This window comes from Phycicoccus sp. HDW14 (assembly GCF_011383005.1).
Lineage (GTDB): Bacteria > Actinomycetota > Actinomycetes > Actinomycetales > Dermatophilaceae > Phycicoccus.
Genome location: NZ_CP049935.1, coordinates 440883 through 458542, shown reverse-complemented (window position 1 = coordinate 458542; position 17660 = coordinate 440883). Strand labels below are relative to the sequence as shown.

At 74.8% G+C, this 17660-nt stretch carries 17 protein-coding genes and 3 pseudogenes; 8 read left to right on the top strand and 12 right to left on the bottom strand.

All coding sequences use genetic code 11. The annotated features are described in order from the left end of the window. Window positions 1-147 precede the first annotated feature (147 nt). On the bottom strand, window positions 148-3027 hold the full coding sequence (locus G7075_RS02320) for a UPF0182 family protein (protein WP_240917832.1): 2880 nt from the start codon (window positions 3025-3027) through the stop codon (window positions 148-150). A gap of 116 nt (window positions 3028-3143) precedes the next feature. Between G7075_RS02320 and G7075_RS02315 the strand changes: the two genes are divergently transcribed. Continuing rightward, entirely contained in the window at window positions 3144-3686 is a 543-nt protein-coding gene (locus tag G7075_RS02315; RefSeq protein WP_166118501.1) for a PPA1309 family protein, read from the top strand. 45 nt (window positions 3687-3731) lie between these two features. Here the strand turns inward: G7075_RS02315 and G7075_RS02310 are convergent, their stop codons facing one another. From G7075_RS02310 to G7075_RS02300, 3 genes are read right to left on the bottom strand one after another with little or no spacing between them, the layout of a single operon-like run. Continuing rightward, window positions 3732-4511: a PDZ domain-containing protein gene (locus tag G7075_RS02310; RefSeq protein WP_166118499.1), complete on the bottom strand. Its 780-nt coding sequence runs from the start codon at window positions 4509-4511 to the stop codon at window positions 3732-3734. Further along, window positions 4454-4846 carry a hypothetical protein gene (locus G7075_RS02305; protein ID WP_166118497.1) on the bottom strand — a complete coding sequence of 131 codons (393 nt, stop codon included), beginning with the start codon at window positions 4844-4846 and terminating at the stop codon, window positions 4454-4456. The genes G7075_RS02310 and G7075_RS02305 overlap by 58 nt, the downstream gene beginning before the upstream one ends. Then, window positions 4843-5277: a molybdenum cofactor biosynthesis protein MoaE gene (locus G7075_RS02300; RefSeq protein WP_166118495.1), complete on the bottom strand. Its 435-nt coding sequence runs from the start codon at window positions 5275-5277 to the stop codon at window positions 4843-4845. The genes G7075_RS02305 and G7075_RS02300 overlap by 4 nt, the downstream gene beginning before the upstream one ends. A 100-nt stretch (window positions 5278-5377) precedes the next feature. Here G7075_RS02300 and G7075_RS02295 point away from each other — a divergent pair, with 100 nt between their 5' ends. Both G7075_RS02295 and G7075_RS02290 read left to right on the top strand, forming a co-directional pair. After that, window positions 5378-6745 carry a zinc-dependent metalloprotease gene (locus G7075_RS02295; protein ID WP_240917830.1) on the top strand — a complete coding sequence of 456 codons (1368 nt, stop codon included), beginning with the start codon at window positions 5378-5380 and terminating at the stop codon, window positions 6743-6745. After that, window positions 6742-7323 carry an NUDIX hydrolase gene (locus tag G7075_RS02290; protein WP_166118493.1) on the top strand — a complete coding sequence of 194 codons (582 nt, stop codon included), beginning with the start codon at window positions 6742-6744 and terminating at the stop codon, window positions 7321-7323. Before G7075_RS02295 ends, G7075_RS02290 begins: the two co-directional genes overlap by 4 nt. Here G7075_RS02290 and G7075_RS02285 read toward each other — a convergent pair. After that, complete coding sequence (locus G7075_RS02285; protein ID WP_166118491.1) at window positions 7279-7827, bottom strand: M48 family metallopeptidase; 549 nt, start codon at window positions 7825-7827, stop codon at window positions 7279-7281. The two genes, G7075_RS02290 and G7075_RS02285, sit on opposite strands and share 45 nt — an antisense overlap. Window positions 7828-8025: 198 nt before the next feature. Between G7075_RS02285 and G7075_RS02280 the strand changes: the two genes are divergently transcribed. The 3 genes and pseudogenes from G7075_RS02280 to G7075_RS02275 all read left to right on the top strand — a co-directional run bounded on the left by G7075_RS02280 (window position 8026) and on the right by G7075_RS02275 (window position 10559). Continuing rightward, window positions 8026-8187, top strand: a complete 162-nt coding sequence (locus G7075_RS02280; RefSeq protein WP_166118489.1) for a DUF5679 domain-containing protein — start codon at window positions 8026-8028, stop codon at window positions 8185-8187. Window positions 8188-8338: 151 nt separating this feature from the next. Continuing rightward, window positions 8339-8887: a hypothetical protein gene (locus G7075_RS20640; protein WP_240917829.1), complete on the top strand. Its 549-nt coding sequence runs from the start codon at window positions 8339-8341 to the stop codon at window positions 8885-8887. Window positions 8888-9090: 203 nt separating this feature from the next. Then, window positions 9091-10559: pseudogene (locus G7075_RS02275) on the top strand (ABC1 kinase family protein). Here G7075_RS02275 and G7075_RS02270 read toward each other — a convergent pair. The 5 genes and pseudogenes from G7075_RS02270 to G7075_RS02255 all read right to left on the bottom strand — a co-directional run bounded on the left by G7075_RS02270 (window position 10445) and on the right by G7075_RS02255 (window position 14333). Further along, window positions 10445-11017 carry an HhH-GPD-type base excision DNA repair protein gene (locus G7075_RS02270; RefSeq protein ID WP_166118487.1) on the bottom strand — a complete coding sequence of 191 codons (573 nt, stop codon included), beginning with the start codon at window positions 11015-11017 and terminating at the stop codon, window positions 10445-10447. The pseudogene G7075_RS02275 and the gene G7075_RS02270 sit on opposite strands and share 115 nt — an antisense overlap. Window positions 11018-11137: 120 nt before the next feature. Continuing rightward, window positions 11138-11269, bottom strand: coding sequence for a hypothetical protein (locus tag G7075_RS21930; protein ID WP_256378054.1), 132 nt, complete (start codon window positions 11267-11269; stop codon window positions 11138-11140). 41 nt (window positions 11270-11310) lie between these two features. After that, the gene (locus G7075_RS02265; protein ID WP_166118486.1) at window positions 11311-11598 is read right to left on the bottom strand and encodes a WhiB family transcriptional regulator; all 288 of its coding nucleotides are present in this window, start codon (window positions 11596-11598) and stop codon (window positions 11311-11313) included. A gap of 208 nt (window positions 11599-11806) precedes the next feature. Next, window positions 11807-12058 (bottom strand): hypothetical protein, encoded by a 252-nt coding sequence (locus tag G7075_RS02260; protein WP_166118484.1) that lies wholly within the window; start codon window positions 12056-12058, stop codon window positions 11807-11809. 158 nt (window positions 12059-12216) lie between these two features. Further along, window positions 12217-14333, bottom strand: a pseudogene (locus tag G7075_RS02255) (ATP-dependent DNA helicase UvrD2). A gap of 113 nt (window positions 14334-14446) precedes the next feature. Between G7075_RS02255 and G7075_RS02250 the strand changes: the two are divergent. Next, a complete protein-coding gene (locus G7075_RS02250) occupies window positions 14447-14707 on the top strand; it encodes a mycoredoxin (RefSeq protein ID WP_166118482.1) in 261 nt (86 codons plus the stop codon). Window positions 14708-14723: 16 nt separating this feature from the next. On the opposite strand, the gene nudC is transcribed toward G7075_RS02250, so the two are convergent. Next, window positions 14724-15608 (bottom strand): NAD(+) diphosphatase, encoded by an 885-nt coding sequence (nudC, locus tag G7075_RS02245; protein ID WP_166118480.1) that lies wholly within the window; start codon window positions 15606-15608, stop codon window positions 14724-14726. A gap of 92 nt (window positions 15609-15700) precedes the next feature. Between nudC and G7075_RS02240 the strand changes: the two are divergent. After that, window positions 15701-17037 (top strand): annotated as a pseudogene (locus G7075_RS02240) (phosphotransferase). Here the strand turns inward: G7075_RS02240 and G7075_RS20635 are convergent. After that, window positions 17009-17659 carry a PD-(D/E)XK nuclease family protein gene (locus G7075_RS20635; protein ID WP_240918101.1) on the bottom strand — a complete coding sequence of 217 codons (651 nt, stop codon included), beginning with the start codon at window positions 17657-17659 and terminating at the stop codon, window positions 17009-17011. The pseudogene G7075_RS02240 and the gene G7075_RS20635 overlap by 29 nt on opposite strands. Window position 17660 lies beyond the last annotated feature (1 nt).

The window sequence follows — 17660 nt, the reverse complement described above, 5'->3', positions numbered from 1 at the left end:
TCGAGGCCGACGGCGCCGGTGAGGGCGACGCGCTCGGGGTGGGCGTCGGCGCCACCGTCCCCAGCTGCTGGGCCAGCCGCTCGGCCTGCGCGATCGCGGCCGAGAGCCGCTTCTGCGCCTCGCCGTACGCCGTGAAGTCGCTCTTGCTCAGCGCTTCCTGGCCGTCGGCGTACGCGGCCTGGATGGCCGCGATGGCCGCGCTGAGCTGTTGCTGCAGCGTAGTGTCCGGCTCCGTCGGCGTCCCTCCGTCTCCGCCGTCGGACCCGCCGGTGTCCTGGCCCTCGCCGAACAGGCCGGTGACGGCCTGGTCGATGGTGTCGCCCCAGGCCACGCTCGAGCCGTAGACCGCGACGGTGACCTTCTCCTGGGGAAGGCGCCGGCACCGCTGGAGGCCTGCACGTAGATCGGCTGCACGTAGAACATCCGTCCCTGCAAGGGGAAGGTCAGCAGGTTCCCGAACGTCAGGGACTTGCCGCCGCCGGAGTTCTGGGTGATGTACTGCGCGAGGTTCAGCTGCTCGGCGGCGTTCTGCGAGCGCGCCGTCGAGTTCTTGATCTGGTTGACGATCTGCCCCGGCCCCGACGGGCTCTGGGAGCCGAAGTCGAGCAGGCGCAGGGCCCCGAACGTCGAGGCGGGCCGTCCGGCCTGGTTCCCCGCGTCCGCGTTGACCGCCAGCAGCCCGCGCAGGATCTCGCGCCCGGCGTCGCTGTTGCTGTTGGGCACGAACGGGGCGGTGATGGAGAAGGACGCGGAGCTCTCACCCGGCAGCGCGATCGACTGGAAGACGACCGGCTGGTCCTGGGTCGGCGTCGAGGGGTCGCGCGGGACGCGCCACTTGTCGGAGTTGGAGAAGAAGTCGCCCGGGTTGCTCACGTGGTACTCCGTGAGCAGCTCGCGCTGCACCTTGAGCAGGTCCTGCGGGTAGCGCAGGTGGGCCATGAGGTCGCCAGAGATCTCCGAGATCGGCCGCACCGACCCGGGGAAGGCGCCGCTCCAGGCCTTGAGCATCGGGTCGCTCATGTCCCAGCCGTAGAGCTTGACGGAGCCGTCGTAGGCGTCGACCGTCGCCTTGACGGCGTTGCGCATGTAGTTGACCTCGCCCGAGCGCACCTGGACCACGTTGGAGCGGCCGGCGACCGAGTCGGAGGTGGCGTCGGACAGTTCCAGGAGACGGCTGTTCGGGTAGCTGGCCGAGGTGGTGAAGCCGTCGACGATCCACTGGACCCGCCCACCGACGACCGCCGGGTAGACGTTGCCGTCGAGCTGGAGCCACGGAGCGACCCGCTCGACGCGCTCCTGCGGGCTGCGGTGGTCGAGGATGCGCGACTCGGAGTTGACGGCGTCCGAGAGGAGGAAGTTGGCCTCGCGGTACTTGACGGCGTAGGCCAGCCGACGACCGAAGGAGCCGATCGAGACACCGCCCTTGCCCGAGTACGTGTTGTTGACCGCGACCTCGCCCTCCTGCCCTGCAGGGTAGTCGAACTCGCGCTTCTTGGCCCCGGCCGGCGCACCGACCACGGAGTACTGCTCCGACAGCTCGCCGAAGTAGATGCGGGGCTCGTACTCGCCGATGGCGCTCTTGCCGTTGCCCTCGAAGAAGACCGGGTCACCCTCGGAGGTGCGCTGGTTGCCGTACGCGGCGTAGAAGCCGTAGCCGTGGGTGTACGTGGTGTGGTCGTTGAGCCAGTTGCGCTGGTTCTCGGGCAGGCCCTGGAGGTTGATCTCACGCACCGCGACGACGGCGTCGTTGACCTTGCCGTCGATCGTGTACCGGTCGACGTCGAGGGTGTCGGGAAAGGCGTAGAAGTCGCGCTCGCCCTGCAGCTGCCGGAACGTCGGCGCGACGACGTTCGGGTCGATGATGCGCACGCCCGGGATCGACTCCGCCGAGGAGCGCAGGGCGGTGTTGTCGGCCTCGGCCGGGGGCTCGGGGTTCTCGATCCGCTCGACCCGGTCCAGGCCGTAGGCCGTCCGCGTCGCCTTGATGTTGCGGTCGATGTAGGTCTCCTCGAGCGACTTCTCCGAGGGCCGCACCTTGAGCGACTGGATGAGCGCCGGGTACGCCGCGCCGGCGACGATCGCCGTGACGAGGAGCAGGGCGACGCCGATGACGGGCAGCCGCCAGGAGCGGCTCCAGATGGCGGCGAGGAAGAAGCCGGCGCACATCACGGCGGCGACGGCGAGGATGGCCTTGGTGGGCAGCACCGCGTTCGCGTCGGTGTAGGTGATGCCGGTGAGCAGCGACCCCTTCTGGCTCGACAGCGAGTAGCGGTCGAGCCAGTACGAGGCGGCGCGGGTCAGGGCGATGAGCGCGCCGAGGGCCCCGAGGTGCACGTAGGCCGCACGGGTCGACGGACCGCGCCCGGGCAGCTGGAGGCCGCCGTAGACGTAGTGGGTGAAGGCGCCGGCCAGGAAGGACAGGACGAGCACCACGGTCGCGAAGCTCACGAGGAAGTTCAGCCACGGCAGGGTGAAGACGAAGAAGCCGACGTCGAGCCCGAACTGCGGGTCCTTGACGCCGAACGGGACGGCGTTGGCCCACAGCAGGAACGTCTTCCACGCGCCCATCGAGCCGGAGCCGGCGAGCAGCCCGAGGACGACGGGGATGGCGATGAGCGCCACGCGGCGCAGCGGCTCGATGGCCTGCCGGTACTGCTCGAGCACCTGCTGGGCCGGCGTCACCGGGATGTAGATCGGCCGGGTGCGGTAGGCGGCGACGAGCGAGGCGGCGACGGCGCCGCCGGTGAGCAGCGCGGCGACGACGAAGATGCCGAGCTTGCTGAGCAGCTCCTTGACGAACACGCCGCTGAAGCCGACCGACTGGTACCACCACACGTCGGTGAGGACGTCGGCCGCGATGCCCCCCACGACGGCCAGCCCGATGAGGACGAGCGCGGTGGGCAGCAGCGGGCCGCGTCGGCGGCGCGCGGGGCCGGCGGGCCGGTCCCCCCGTCCGCCCGCGGCGCCGGGGCGCCCGGCGCCCTCGTCGGGCCCGTTGGGTCCGTCGAACCAGTCGGAGCGACTCACAGCTCTCCTCGTCCCGTCAGCCGGGGTCGTCGTCGTGCGGCGGTGAAGGTCAACCTACCTCGCGCTCCTGAACGCTCGGAGGGGCCCGAAGGTTCGCCGTCGCCGGGTCGGGCACCATGGAGCCCGTGAGCCCCGACCCGCAGCCCGTCACCGACCCGCTGACCCTCGCCGCCCTCGACACCGAGCGGCACGTCGCCCGCGGCGGGTGGGACCAGCCGGTGCGGCTCTTCGCCCTCGTGCCGACCGCCGACCTCGTCGTCCGCGAGCCGCAGCTCGCCGAGGGCCTCGCCGCGCACGACGCCGTGGCCGGTGCGCTCTCGGCGGTCGAGCAGGAGGACCTGCCCGACGCCGACGGCATCGAGGACCTGCTGGCGCGCATCGCCTGGCCCGACGAGGTCACCGGGTGCGCGCTGGCCGTCGAGCGCGTCGTCCTCCCCCCGGCCGCCGAGCGGGACCTGCCCGAGGACCCCGACGCCGCCCGGCGCGCGGTCGCCGAGCACCCCGACCGGTCCGACGTGCGCCTCGTCGTGGCCGTCACCCGGGACGGGGCCGCGCGGTGCCTGCTGCGTCAGCGCGCCCACGACAGTGACGACAAGGTGGCCCTCGGCGACGACATCGCCCCCGGCATCGTGCACGCCCTGCGGGCGACCTTCGACTGAGCCGGTCGCCGACCGGCGGACCGCTGCCGACCGGCGGAGTCCGCCTCAGCCGCAGGTCGGCAGGCCGCTGATGTCGTTCTCGGCGATGCCCTCGACGGCCGTGCGCGCCTCGGTGAAGGTCGTGACGCGCAGCAGGGTCATCCCGTCCGGGACGTGGCCCACGGCGTCGGCGCAGTCCTCGGCGGGCGAGAGGAAGAAGCGCGCCCCGGCCGCGTGGGCCCCGGACATCTTCTGCCGGATGCCGCTGATCGGACCGACCGACCCGTCGTCCTCGATGGTGCCGGTGCCGGCGATCTTCTTCCCGCCGGTGAGCTCACCGGGGGTCAGTGCGTCGTAGATGGCGAGGCTGAACATCAGTCCCGCAGAAGGGCCCCCGACCTGGCCGGTGTTGAGCGTGACGTCGACCGGCAGGTCGTACTCGGTGCGCAGGAGGACGCCGATGACGGCGCGGCCCTCGGAGTCGGCGGAGCGCACCGTGACCGTGCGCTCGGCGCCGTCGCGCCGCACCCGGAGGCTGACCTGTTCACCGGGCTGGCGCTTCTGGACGGCCTCGCGCACGGAGGCCGTGTCGGTGGTGGGCGTGCCGTCGACCGACAGCACGGTGTCGTCCTTGGCGAGCTTGCCGTCGGACGGGCCGCCCTTCGGCACGTCGGCGACGGCGACGGTCGTGGTGACGGTGCGGCCGAGGGCCCGCAGCGCGGTCGCGGCGGCGACGACCTGCGACTCGTTCATCATCTCGGTGTTCTCCGCCTCGACGTCCTCCTCGGTCACGTCGTCGGGGAAGTAGTAGCGCTCGGGGCGACGTCGACGTCGCCGCTGACCCACGCCTCGAGGAGGTCGTAGACGGTGACCTTGGCACCGGGACCGCCGTCGAACGAGACGGTCGTGAAGTCGAGGGCCCCGGAGGTGGGGTAGGTCTTCGCACCCGAGATGGACAGGACGGGCTTCCCGTCGAGGTCACCGAGGACGTTGGTGGCCGGCCCGGGCGACAGCACGACGTAGGGCAGCCCGACGAAGGTCAGGACCGCCGCGAGCACGACGAGGAGGAACGTCGCGGTGAGCATCCCCGCGGCGAGCCGGCCGGGCCGGTGCACCGGGTGGTCGGGGACGGGTGCGGGCGGACCCGCGTCGAGCCGGACCCCGTCGGGGGCGCCGCTCACGGCATCCCCACCCACTCGGCCGAGCCGTCGCCCAGCTGCTGGTGCTTCCAGATGGGCGTGCGCTCCTTGAGGGTGTCGATGACCGCCCGGCAGGCGTCGAAGGCCTGGCCGCGGTGCGGGGCCGCCGCGGCCACGACGACCGCGAGGTCGCCCACCTCGAGGGTGCCCGTCCGGTGCACCGCGGCGATGCGGACCGCCTCGGAGGAGGCCAGCACCTCGTCGCAGACCGCGCGCATCGTGGCCTCGGCCGTGGGGTGGGCGGAGTACTCGAGCCGGGTCACGGAGTCGCCGTGGTCGTGGTCGCGCACGACCCCGACGAAGAGGGAGACCCCGCCGCAGACGGGGTGCCGGACGGCGGTGAGGAGCTCGTCGACGGACAGCGGCTCGTGGCGGACGGCGACGAGCACGACCGCGGCGTCATCTGTGGGCACGGGTGGTCCTCCGGGCAGCGTCGGCCGGAACGATTCCCGGGCGACCGTGGTTGGGTACGACAGGAGCACATCCTCTCACCCGAACCGCAGGAGACCGGCCGTGACCGACCACGCCGACGACGACGAGACCCCCGACCTCCCCCCCGAGCTCGAGCAGGTGCTGCGCGGGCTGACCGGCGGCGGGGAGCTCGACCCGCAGCTCGCCGCGATGGTCAAGGGCATGGGCCTGGACCAGGTCGACCCGCAGATGCTCCAGATGGTCATGGGCCAGGTGCAGGCCATGTTCGCGGCCCCGGCGGGCGACACCACGGTCGACGCCACGCTGGCCACCGACACCGCCCGCAAGACCGTCGCCGCGGCCGGTGACGCCCTGGCCGCCCCGGCCGACCAGCGCGCCGCCGCCGAGGCCGTGCAGGTCGCGGGGCTGTGGCTCGATGCCGTCACCGACCTCTCCGGCCCCGCCGTGCACGGCACCGCGTGGAGCCGGGCCGAGTGGGTCGAGGCGACGATGCCGGTGTGGACCGGGCTCGTCGAGCCGGTGGCCGAGGGGGTCACCGACGCCGTCACCGAGGCGATGGCCCGCCAGCTGTCCGACCTGCCCGAGGGCGCGCTGCCCGAGGGCATGGCCGGGATGATGGACCAGGCCGGTCCGATGCTCCGCCGGATGCACGGCTCGATGTTCTCCCTGCAGCTGGGCCAGGGCGTCGGCCAGCTGGCCGGCGAGGTGCTCACCGGCTGCGAGGTCTCGCTGCCCCTCGTGCCCGCCCCCGACGTCGTGCTCATGCCCGTCGCGCTGCGCGAGCTCGCCGAGGGGCTCGAGGTCGACGAGCCGCAGGCCCGCCTCTACCTCGCGGTCCGGGAGGTCGCCCGGGTGCGCCTGTTCGGCGCCGTGCCCTGGCTGTCGGCCGGCCTGCTCGCCGCCGTCCGCGACTACGCCTCCGACATCACCATCGACACCGACGGCATCGAGGAGGCGGTCCGCTCCATCGACCCCGCGGACCCCGAGGCCGTGCAGGAGGCGCTGCGCGGGCGGATGTTCGCGCCGCAGCACTCCCCCGCCCAGGTCGCCGCACTCGGCCGGCTCGAGACGCTGCTCGCGCTCGTCGAGGGCTGGGTCGACGTCGTCACCGAGCGGGCCGTCGCCGAGCACCTGCCGGCCGCCGACGCGCTCGGCGAGGCCGTCCGGCGCCGCCGGGCCGGTGGCGGGCCGGCCGAGAAGGCCTTCGGTGCGCTCGTCGGGCTCGAGCTGCGCCCGCGCCGGCTGCGCGACGCCGCGAACCTCTTCCGGGCCCTCGAGGACTCCGCCGGCGCCGAGGCGCGCGACGGCGCCTGGCGCCACCCCGACCTCGCCCCGTCGACGGCCGACCTCGACGACCCGCTCGGCTACGTCGAGCGCACGGCCGCGCCGGCCACCGACGACCTCGACGCCGAGCTCGACGCGCTGCTGCGCGACGAGGGCGAGCGGTGACGGCGGCCGCCGAGGTCGCCCGCTCCTTCGCCCACCTGCACGCCGACGTCACGCGCGTCCTCGGCGGGTGGTCCGCGCCGGACGCCGCCCAGGAGGAGCTGCGCCGCTCCTACCTGACCTTCCTCGCGTCGCACCCGGACGGGGTGGCCAAGGCCGGGCCGCCCGCGCACCTCACCGCGTCGTGCGTCGTGCTCGACGCCGCCGGCGAGCGGGTGCTGCTGACCCACCACCGCCGCGCCCGGCAGTGGTTCCAGTTCGGCGGCCACCTCGAGCGGGCCGACGTGTCGCTGTGGGCCGCCGCCCGGCGCGAGGGGCGCGAGGAGTCGGGGCTGGCCGCGCTCGAACCGCTGCGGGACCCGGTGCAGCTCGACCGGCACGTGCTCGAGGGCGACTTCGGGCACTGCCGCGAGCACCTCGACGTCCGGTTCGCGGCGGTGGCGCCCGAGGGCGTGGGGCCGACGGTCAGCGACGAGTCCCTCGACGTGCGGTGGTGGCCGGTCGACGCCCTGCCCGAGGGCACGCGGGCCGAGCTGTCACCCCTCGTCGCCGTCGCCCGGGGCGCCCTCGGGCTCCTCTGACGAGGGCATCCCGGAGGCGTGTGCGAGCCCGTCGAGGAAGCCGCGCGAGCGCTCGAGGCGCGGGTAGGACGCGAGCAGCCGCCAGAACGCCGGTCCGTGGCCCGTGACGAGCAGGTGGGCCAGCTCGTGGAGCAGCACGTAGTCGAGGACGTGGTCGGGGACCTCCTGCAGCCGGTCCGAGACCCGGATGCTGCCGTCGGCGGGCGTGCACGACGCCCAGCGCTTCCCCATCGTCGAGACCCAGCGGACGCTCTCGGGGCGCGCGTGACCGCCGAGGTAGCGGACCGAGAGCCGCGCGGCGCGCTCGGCGAGGGCCTGGTCGCTCAGCGTGCGGCGGGACTCCCCGCGCTCGAGCCGGGCGAGCATCCGCTCCACCCAGCGGGCCTCCTCGGCCGCCGAGAAGGAGGCGGGGATGAGCACGACGGTGCGACCGCCGTCGCGGTAGGCGCTCACGGTGCGGCGGCGCCTGCGGCTGCGGCGGACCTCGACGTCGGGGCTGGCCACGGGAGGACTCTACGGCCTGGGGGCTGGTGTGACAGGTGGTGCGCATGTGGCCCCACCTGCGGCGATTCCCCGCGTGGCGCCGCGTGGCCCGGGGGCCGCAGGGCCCCGCGTGGCTAGGGTGTGGACGTCCAGGCCGCCCTCGGGTGGCACCTCTTTCCGGCACCGGGGCCCCCGATGCCTGCGACAAGGAGAGCGTCGATGGCTGACGAGACCTACAAGGGCGAGTTCTACTGCGTGAAGTGCAAGGAGAAGCGCGAGGCCGAGGGGAAGGTCGTCGTCTCCGAGAACGGACGACGGATGGCCAAGGGCAAGTGCCCCGTGTGCGGCACGAACCTCAACCGCATCCTCGGCAAGGCCTGAGCCACCCCGAGCCACCGACGGCCCCGGACCCGCGTGGTCCGGGGCCGTCGCCGTCCCCGGGCCCGCCCGGCCCCGCCCGGGCCTGTGGATGACTCCGCCGGCCCCGGCGCGCGTCCCGGCAGGATGACCGGGGACACGACGGGAGGTCGCGATGGACGCGGTGCGCGGGCCGGTCGTCGTCGACGGGTGGGGGCGGGTCGCCGACGAGGTCGCCGCCCAGCTGCGGCGCTGCCGGGTCACCGTCCGCGCCGGGGCGCACGCCGCCGACGCCGCCGAGCTGGCCCTGGCGGCCGGCGTCCCACCACCGTCGGCCGTCCTGCTCGTCAGCGAGGGACGCGAGCCCGTGTGGCGCGGCGCCCCCTCCCTCGCGGCCCCGTGGGAGTCCGGCGGGGTCCCCGTGCTGCCCGTCGTCGCGGGCGACGGGGTGGTCGTCGTCGGCCCCCTCGTCGTGCCCGGCCGCACGCCGTGCCTCGCCTGCGCCGCGGCCGCCGCGCCCCGTCCGGGCCTCTCGCCACCCGATCCCGCGGCCGTCGTGCTCGCCTCCGCCGTCGCCGTCGTCACGACCTGCGCGGTGCTGCGCGGCGACCACTCCCTCGGCGCCGTCTCGACCGAGGTCGGGCCCCGTGGAACCTCCGTCCTGCACAGGGTCTGGGGCTCGCGTCCCGACTGTGCGTGTTCGTCGGTGAGAATGGCGGGGTGAGCGAGCGCGAGCGAGACATCCCCGGGTCCTCGATCGCGCGCGCCGCGCGGCTGGCCGGGCTCCCGCTGGGGCACGCCGGGCGGGCGGCCCTCGGCGTCGGCAAGCGGGTCGGCGGGCGGCCGGCCGAGGCGGTGGCCGCCGAGCTCCAGGCCCGCACCGCCGAGCAGCTCTTCTCGGTGCTCGGGCAGCTCAAGGGCGGTGCGATGAAGTTCGGCCAGGCCCTGTCGGTGATGGAGGCCGCGATGCCCGAGGAGGTCGCCGGCCCGTACCGCGCGACCCTCACCCGGCTCCAGGAGTCCGGGCCGCCGATGGGCGCCGAGCGGGTCCACACCATCCTCGCCACCGAGCTCGGGCCCCGGTGGGCCAGCACCAAGCTCGTCGAGTTCGACGACGTCCCCGCCGCTGCCGCCTCCATCGGGCAGGTGCACCGGGGGTCTGGCGCGACGGCCGCGAGGTCGCCGTCAAGATCCAGTACCCCGGCGCGGGCAAGGCCCTGCTCTCCGACCTCAACCAGATCTCCCGGGTGGCCCGGATGGCCGGCTCGATGGTGCCCGGCATCGACGTCAAGCCGATCATGGACGAGCTGCGGGCCCGGATGTCCGAGGAGCTCGACTACTCCCTGGAGGCCCGTCACCAGCGGCACTTCGCCAAGGCCTTCGCCGGCGACGAGGACGTGCTGGTCCCCGACGTGCTCGTCGAGTCGCCGCAGGTCCTCGTCACCGAGTGGGTCGAGGGCACACCCCTGGCCCGGATCATCGCCGACGGCACGCCGGAGCAGCGCGACGAGGCGGCCGCGCTCTACCTCGAGTTCCAGCTCCGGGCGCCGACCCGCGCGCGGCTGCTGCACGCCGACCCGCACCCGGGCAACTTCCGGGTCACGCCCGACGGCCGGCTCGGGGTCCTCGACTTCGGGGCGGTCAACCGTCTCCCCGAGGGCATGCCGCCGGAGATGGGCGGCATCCTCACCAACGCCCTGGCCGGCGACGGTGAGGGCCTGGTGCGCGTCCTGCGCAGCGCCGGGTTCATCCGTCCCGGCATCGAGATCGACCCGGAGGGGCTGGTCGAGTACCTCCAGCCGCTCGTCGAGCCGATCCTCCACGAGCAGTTCCGGCCGACCCGTGAGTGGCTGCGGGGGCCGCCGCCCAGATCCAGGACCCGCGCCGGCCGCAGTTCCTCATCGGCCTCAAGCTCAACCTGCCGCCCGAGTACCTGCTCATCCACCGGGTGTGGCTCGGCGGCATCGGTGTGCTCAGCCAGATCGGCGGCACCGTGCCGCTGCGCGAGATGGTCTGCGCCTACCTGCCGGGCGTCGACGAGTCGCGCATCCCCCCGGACCCCAGCGCCTGACTCACCACCAGGCGGAGTCGAGCTTGCCCTCGATGCTGCGCAGGTGGCGACGGCTGCAGGCCGCGCAGGTCCAGACCTCGCGCCCGTTCTCGCTGCCGCGGCTCCACGTGAGCAGGGCGGCTGCCTCCTCGCCCGCCGGCGGCGAGGCACCGCAGGTGGCGCACACCGCGACCCGCTCGGCGCCGGAGCCGCCCGGGGCGTCGGGCACGGTCAGGCCCCGGCCTTCGCGGCGGCCTTGGCGGCCTTCTTGAAGTCGCGCACCTTCTGCAGCGAGTCGGGGTCGACGACGTCGGCCACCGAGCGGAACGAGCCGGGCTCGGCGTAGGCGCCGCAGGCCTCGGCCCAGCCCTGCGGACGGACGCCGAGCTGCTTGCCGAGCAGGGCCGCGAAGATGCGGGCCTTCTGGTCGCCGAAGCCGGGGAGGGCCCTGATGCGGGCGACGAGCTCGGCACCGCTGGAGGCGGTGGTCCACAGCGAGGCGGCGTCGCCGTCGTACTCGTCGCGCACGACGGCGGCCAGCGCCTGGACGCGACCGGCCATCGAGCGCCCGTAGCGGTGGATGGCCGGAGGGGTGGCGCACAGGTCGGCGAACGGCTCCGGCTCGGCCGCGGCGAGCGCGGCCGGCTCGAGGGTGCCGAAGCGCTCGAGGATCTTGGCCGGGCCGGCGAAGGCCCGCTCCATCGGGAACTGCTGGTCGAGGAGCATCCCGACGAGGAGCGCGAACGGGTCCTCGGAGAGCACCTTGTCGGCGGCGGGGTCCTGGGCGATCGTCAGCGCGGCCATGGGGTCAGCGTAGCCAGCAGGGTCGAGGCGACGGCGCGCCAGAAGTCCCGCTCGCGCAGGGGTGGAACGGGCACCGCCCCGACGCGGTGTCGGGGGCGGTGCGCTCTGCGGGTCGCACGCTCATCGGACGATGGCGTGGACGACCGCGCGCATCTGCTCGCGGTTGGCCGCCTCGCGCTCCCGACGCTGCGCCTCGTGGACGCTGCGCTGGTGCACGATGCGACGGACGCGCTGCATCCGGCGGTTGTACATCGGCTTCTCCTGTCGTGTGAACTGGTGTCGGACACCGCCGTTCAGGCGGCGACCTCGGTCTTGCGGGGGCGGCCGCGCGGACGCTTCCGCGCGACGGTCTCGCCCTGGACGAAGTACTCCCCGCCCCAGACGCCCCACGGCTCGCGCCGGTCGAGGGCGCCCGCGAGGCAGGTCTCCCGGACCGGGCAGGTCCGGCAGAGCGCCTTGGCGAACTCGACGCCCTCGGGGGTGTCGGCGAACCACAGCTCGGCGTCGTTCTCGCGGCAGGGGATCCCCTCGCCGTCGATGACGGCCGTGTCGTGCAGGTCGAGCAGGTCGGTCAGCTGCATGGGGGTGTCACCTCCGTTCGTCGAGCGCCGGGTGTGGCGCGGGGTGGTACTCGGTGGGCGGTGCGGGTGGCGCCGCTCGCTCGTGGTGGTCATCTCTGCTGGTCCTCGCGTGGTGGTGGTCTGGGCCCGGTCCCCCGGGCGGGTGCATACGAGAAAGGCCGCGGATCCCTGGGGGGATCCGCGGCCTCGAGGTGGTGGCTACCTGGTGCTAGACAGGTGGCCCCTCGAGGCGTGGGCAGACGGATCCCGTGGACGGGGCGGTGGCGATGTCGAGGCCGGCCTTGACGCCGGTGCCGACGGCCTCACGCGTGCCGAAACCGGCAGCGGAGACAGTGCGCCCCTGGACCCGACCGCGATCGACCGCGTGGGCCGTGTTGGAGCCGTACCAGACGGCATCGAGGAGGGTCGTGCGGGCAGCGGCCATCGCCGGCATGCCGTTCATCGACTGCGTCGTGTCCATGTCTCCAACCCTCCTTCGCGGTCTCGGTCGTGGTCCGTGCCCGGACGGGCACGCGAGGTGTTCCCGGACACTGTAGAACCCGCCCCGAAGCGGCGGCAACGGATTAAGACGGCGGGTCGGCGAACCAGGGGCGCCCGCAGACCGAACTCCGTTGCGCCTCAGGCGTTCTGTGCCTCAGAAAAATTCTTCACAATCGTCAGGACGGCGTCGCCGAAGCGCTCGAGCTTGGCCGGACCGACGCCGGTGATGCGCGACAGCTCCCCCGTGTCGGTGGGCTCGCGCTCGGCGATGGCGGTGAGCGTGGCGTCGGTGAAGACGACGTACGCGGGGACGTCGAGCTCGCGGGCGGTCTCGAGGCGCCAGCCGCGCAGCTCCTCGAAGAGCTGCTCGTCCATGGTCGGCGGGCACGCGGTGCACCGGCCGATGGTGCGCTCCTTGGCCGTCGCGAGCCCGGTGCCGCAGACGCGGCAGACGGTGGGCGCCGCCGCGCGCTCCTTCGCCGAGGCCTTCTTGCGGCGGGGCTGGCTGCGCGCGGCCGCGCCGAGGACGGACTCCGTGCCGTCGAGGAAGCGCGACGGCCGACGGGTGCCCTTGGCCCCCGGCGTGCGGGCCCGGGAGTAGGACAGGACGAGGCGGTCGCGGGCCCGGGTCAGCCCGACGTAGAGCAGGCGCCGCTCCTCCTCGATCTCCTCGGGGGTGTCGGCCATCGTGATGGGCATCAGGCCGTCGGAGCAGCCGACGAGGAAGACCGTGCCCCACTCGAGGCCCTTGGCGGCGTGCAGCGAGGCGAGGGTGACGCCCTGCACGGTCGGCGCGTGCTGGGCGGCGGCCCGCTCGTCGAGCTCGCGGACGAAGGCGGGCAGCCGCGCCTCGGGGTCGGCGGCCGCGACGTCGTCGGCGAGGCCGGCCAGCGCCGAGAGGGACTCCCACCGCTCGCGGGCGGCGCCGCCGGACGTCGGGGCCTCGCGCGTCCAGCCCGCGCCGAGGAGCACGTCGCGCACGAGGTCGGGGAGGGTCACCTCGCCGTCGTCGGAGCGGGCCGCCCCGCGCATGAGGACGATGGCGTCGCGCACCTCGCGGCGCGAGAAGAAGCGCTCGCCGCCGCGCACGAGGTAGGGGATGCCCCGCTCGGCGAGCGCGGACTCGAACTGCTCGCTCTGCCCGTTCGTGCGGAAGAGGACCGCCACCTCGGAGGGCGGGTGCCCCGACGCGACGAGGTCGGCGATGCGCGTGGCGACCTGCTCGGCCTCGGCGGGGTCGTCGTCGGCGACGAGCAGCTCGGGGACGACTCCGTCCTCGCGCTGGGCGCGCAGCTCGACGGAGCCGGCCCGCCGTCCGCCGCCGGGGCTGCGCAGCACGAGGTTGGCCAGCCCGACGACCTGCGGGGTCGAGCGGTAGTTGCGCACGAGCTCGACGACCCGGGCCTGCGGGTGGGCGGTGCGGAAGCCGAGCAGGTGCTGCGGCGAGGCGCCGGTGAAGCTGTAGATGGTCTGGGCCGGGTCACCGACGACGCAGACGTCCTCCCGGCCGCCGAGCCAGAGCTCGAGGAGGGTCTGCTGGAGCCGGTTGACGTCCTGGTACTCGTCGACGACGAAGTGCCGGTACTGGCCGCGGACCGCCCGGGCGACCTGTTCGTGCTCGCCGATGATGCCCGCGGTGAGCAGCAGCACGTCCTCGAAGTCGATGACCCCCCGGTCGGACTTCACGTCCTCGTACGTGGCGATGAGCCGGGCCATCGCCGTGGCGTCGAGGCCCCCCGGCGGCTCGCGGCGGGCCCGGGCCGCTCCGGCGGCGTAGGTGTCGGCGGTGAGCATCGAGACCTTGGCCCACTCGATCTCGGAGGCGAGGTCGCGCAGGGCCGGGGAGTCGAGGCGCAGCCGGAGCCGGCCACCGGCCTCGGCGACCGCGCTCGCCTTGTGCGGCATGACCTCGGGGGCCGCTCCCCGACGGCCTGCGGCCAGAAGTAGTGCAGCTGGCGCAGGGCCGCCGCGTGGAAGGTGCGGGCCTGGACCCCGCCCACCCCGAGGTCGCGCAGGCGGGTGCGCATCTCGCCCGCCGCGCGGGCGGTGAAGGTGACCGCGAGCACCCGCTGCGGCTGGTAGGCCCCCGAGAGCACCCCGTACGCGATGCGGTGGGTGATGGCGCGCGTCTTGCCCGTGCCGGCGCCGGCGAGGACGCACATGGGCCCCAGCGGGTGCGCGGCGACCTCGCGCTGCTCGGGGTCGAGGGCGTCGAGCACGTCGTCGGCGCCGGGGTGAACGGGGAGGAGGGACATCGGGTCGATCCTAGGTCGCGGCACCGACGGCGTCCGTGGCCGGGCGGCCGCCCTGTGGACGGCCGGCGCCGGCGCCCGGGAAGCCCTCCGGCCCCCGCGCTGTTGACCAGGCCATGAGCACCCCCGCCCTGCCCGCCGCCGGCACCGTGACGATGTTCTCGACGACGTGGTGCGGCTACTGCCGGCGCCTGAGGTCCCAGCTCGAGCGCGAGGGCATCGCCTTCACCGAGGTCGACATCGAGCGCAAGCCCGACGCCGCCGACTACGTGATGCTCGTCAACGGCGGCAACCAGACCGTGCCGACCGTGCTCTTCCCCGACGGCTCGGCCGCGACGAACCCGTCGGTGGCCGAGGTCCGCGAGCGCCTGGCCTGAGGCCGAGCGCGCCGCCTCAGCGCAGCGACGCGACCTCGGGGGCCTCGACCGGCCCGCCGAACCAGTGCTCGACGATGCGCCGGGCGATGCTGATCCCCCCGGGCACCACGAGCGAGCCGTCGGCGATCGCGGCGACCAGCTCCTCGCGGCTGAACCACCGCGCCTCGGCGATCTCGGACTCCTGGAGGCGCAGCCGCGTCCCCAGCGCCCGGGCCGTGAAGCCCACCATGAGCGAGGACGGGAACGGCCACGGCTGGTCGCCGAGGTAGGTGACGTCGGTGACCTCGACCCCGACCTCCTCGAACACCTCGCGCGCCACCGCGGCGGCGAGGGTCTCCCCCGGCTCGACGAAGCCGGCCAGCACCGACATCCCCCGCGAGGTGAACCCCCGACCGCGGGCCAGGAGGATGCGGTCGGCGTCGTCGACGACGGCCATGATGACGGCGACGTCGGTGCGCGGGTAGTGCTCGCTGTCGTCGGCCCGGCAGCGGCGCACCCAGCCGGCCAGCACCGGCACGGTCGGCCCCCCGCAGCGCGGGCAGAACCCGTGTGCCCGGTGCCAGTTGGCCAGCGCCAGCGTCGTCGCGAACACCGAGGCCCCGATGTCGTCGACCCGGGCACCGACCTGGCGCAGGGTGCGCATCCCCTCGGGCGGGGCCCCGCCGTCGGGCAGGTCCTCGGCCACCCCGAGGTGGTGCACGCCCCCCGACTCCCCGAGGTAGACGACGAGGTGGTCGGCGTCGGCGGGCACGGGAGCACCGAGGACGACGCGCAGGCCGCCGTGCCCGTCCTCGACGACCTCGGCCGCGTCGCCGCGCAGCCGGAACACGCGGGTGGCGGGGTCGGCGAGCAGCCGGGTGAGCAGGGCGGAGTCGGAGCGCAGGTCGCCGCGGCGGTCCATCGGGCGTCGGGTCAGGGCGACCTCGGGAAGAGAATGGTCGGCTCGGGGCACGGGTCCCAGCCTAGGCGGCGGACACCGCCTACCGTGGGGGCGTGGACCGCAGCCCCTCCTTCCTCGCGGCGCTGGCCAGTGCTGCCGTGCCGGGCCTCGACCCGGTGAGCGTCGAGGCCCTGCCGACCCTGCCGGGCCAGTCCTTCGACGTCGCCTTCGTCCAGGACCAGGAGCACCGCCGCTGGGTCGTGCGGGCGCCGCGCACCGACGTCGCGGGCGCCGAGATGGACCGCGCGGTCGCGCTGCTCGGCCTGCTGGCGCGGCGGCTGCCGTTCGCCGTCCCCGCGCCCAAGGGCTTCGTGGCCCTCGAGGCCGGTGGCCGCGCCGCCGTCTACCCGTTCCTGCCCGGGCACCCCTCGAGCTCGCCGCCCTGCCGCCCGGCCCCGGCCTGGCCGCCGAGCTCGGGCGCGCGCTGGCCGCCCTGCACAACACCGACCCCGCGCTCTTCGAGGAGGCCGGCCTCCCGACGTACGACGCCGACGCCTACCGGACCCGCCGGCTCGCCGAGCTCGACCGGGCCGCCGAGACCGGCCGCGTGCCGACCAGCCTGCTGACCCGCTGGGAGAAGGCGCTCGAGGACGTCACGCTGTGGCGCTTCGCGGCCGTCCCCACCCACGGCGACCTCACCGGCGAGGAGGTGCTCGCGGTCTTCGACGACGAGCGCGACGCCTCGACCGGGCGCATCAAGGCGGTCACCGGCTGGGAGGACGCGAAGGTCGCCGATCCCGCCGACGACTTCGCGGCCCTCGTCGCCGACGCCGAGCCCGCGGCCGTCGAAACCGTGCTCGAGGCCTACGCCCACGCCCGCGTCGAACGGCCGGACGCCAACCTGCTCGTGCGGGCCCGGCTGTGCGCCGAGCTGGGGATGCTCACCCGGCTCATGCATGCCCTGGCCCGCAAGGACGTCGCCGCCGTCGAGGTGCTCGCCACCCAGCTGCGCCGTCTCGACGACGAGGTGCACCTGGCCGAGGACGCCGGCGACGACGACTACCGGCGCACCTCGCTGGCCCCCGTCGCGATGCGCACCCGCCCGACCCCGCCGCCGGCCCTCGTGGTCGACGACGACGACGAGGACGAGCCGCTGCCCGAGGTGGCCGGCGCCGGCTCGCCGGAGCCGGCGCGCGACGAGGCGGAGCCGGCGGGCGACGAGGCGGCCGAGGAGCTCGAGGCGACGTCACCGGCCCCGGACGACGCGGACGGCGACTCGGACGCGGACGCCGACGCCGACTCGGACGACGAGTGGTCGGTCGAGACCACCGAGGTGCCCGTGCAGGCGGCCTCCCGCCGGCCGGAGCCCCCGGCCTGGCTCGAGATCGACACCGACGAGGCGGTGGCCCCCGAGGGCGACGTCAGCGAGCCGCACCGAGGACTCGGCTGACCTCGTCCTCCCCCGGCAGCTCGGGCCAGGTCGTCTCGCCCGTCGCCGCGTGGAAGAACGCGCCGCGCACCCGCTCGGGCTCCACGCCGCGCAGCCGCGCCCAGGCCAGCCGGTAGGCGGCCAGCTGCAGGGCCCGGGCCCGGGCGCGCTCCCCGGTGGCCGGGTGCCCGGTCTTCCAGTCGACGACCGTCCACACCGGCTCACCCCCGGCGTCGCGCTCCTCGAACACGGCGTCGATGCGGCCGCGCACGGCGATCCCGTCGATGACCGTCTCGACGCTCGTCTCGACCTCGGCCGGGGTCATCGCCGCCCACGGCGAGGCGAGGAAGGCCGCGCGGAGGGCCTCGAGGTCGCCCTCGCCCGGGTCGTCGTCGGCGGACCCGGGCAGGGCGTCGACGTCGACGATGGCCGCCCGGGCGAAGTGCTCCTCGACCCAGGCGTGGAAGGCCGTGCCGCGGCGGGCTGCGAGGGCCGGAGGCTGGGGCATGGGACGGCGCAGGCGGCTCGTGAACGCCTCGGCGTCCTCGGCGAGCGCGACGAGCGCGGAGGTCGACAGGTGGGACGGCAGCGGCACGTCGACGTCGGCGCCCGAGCCTCGCCGGGCCCGCTCGTCGAGGAGCATC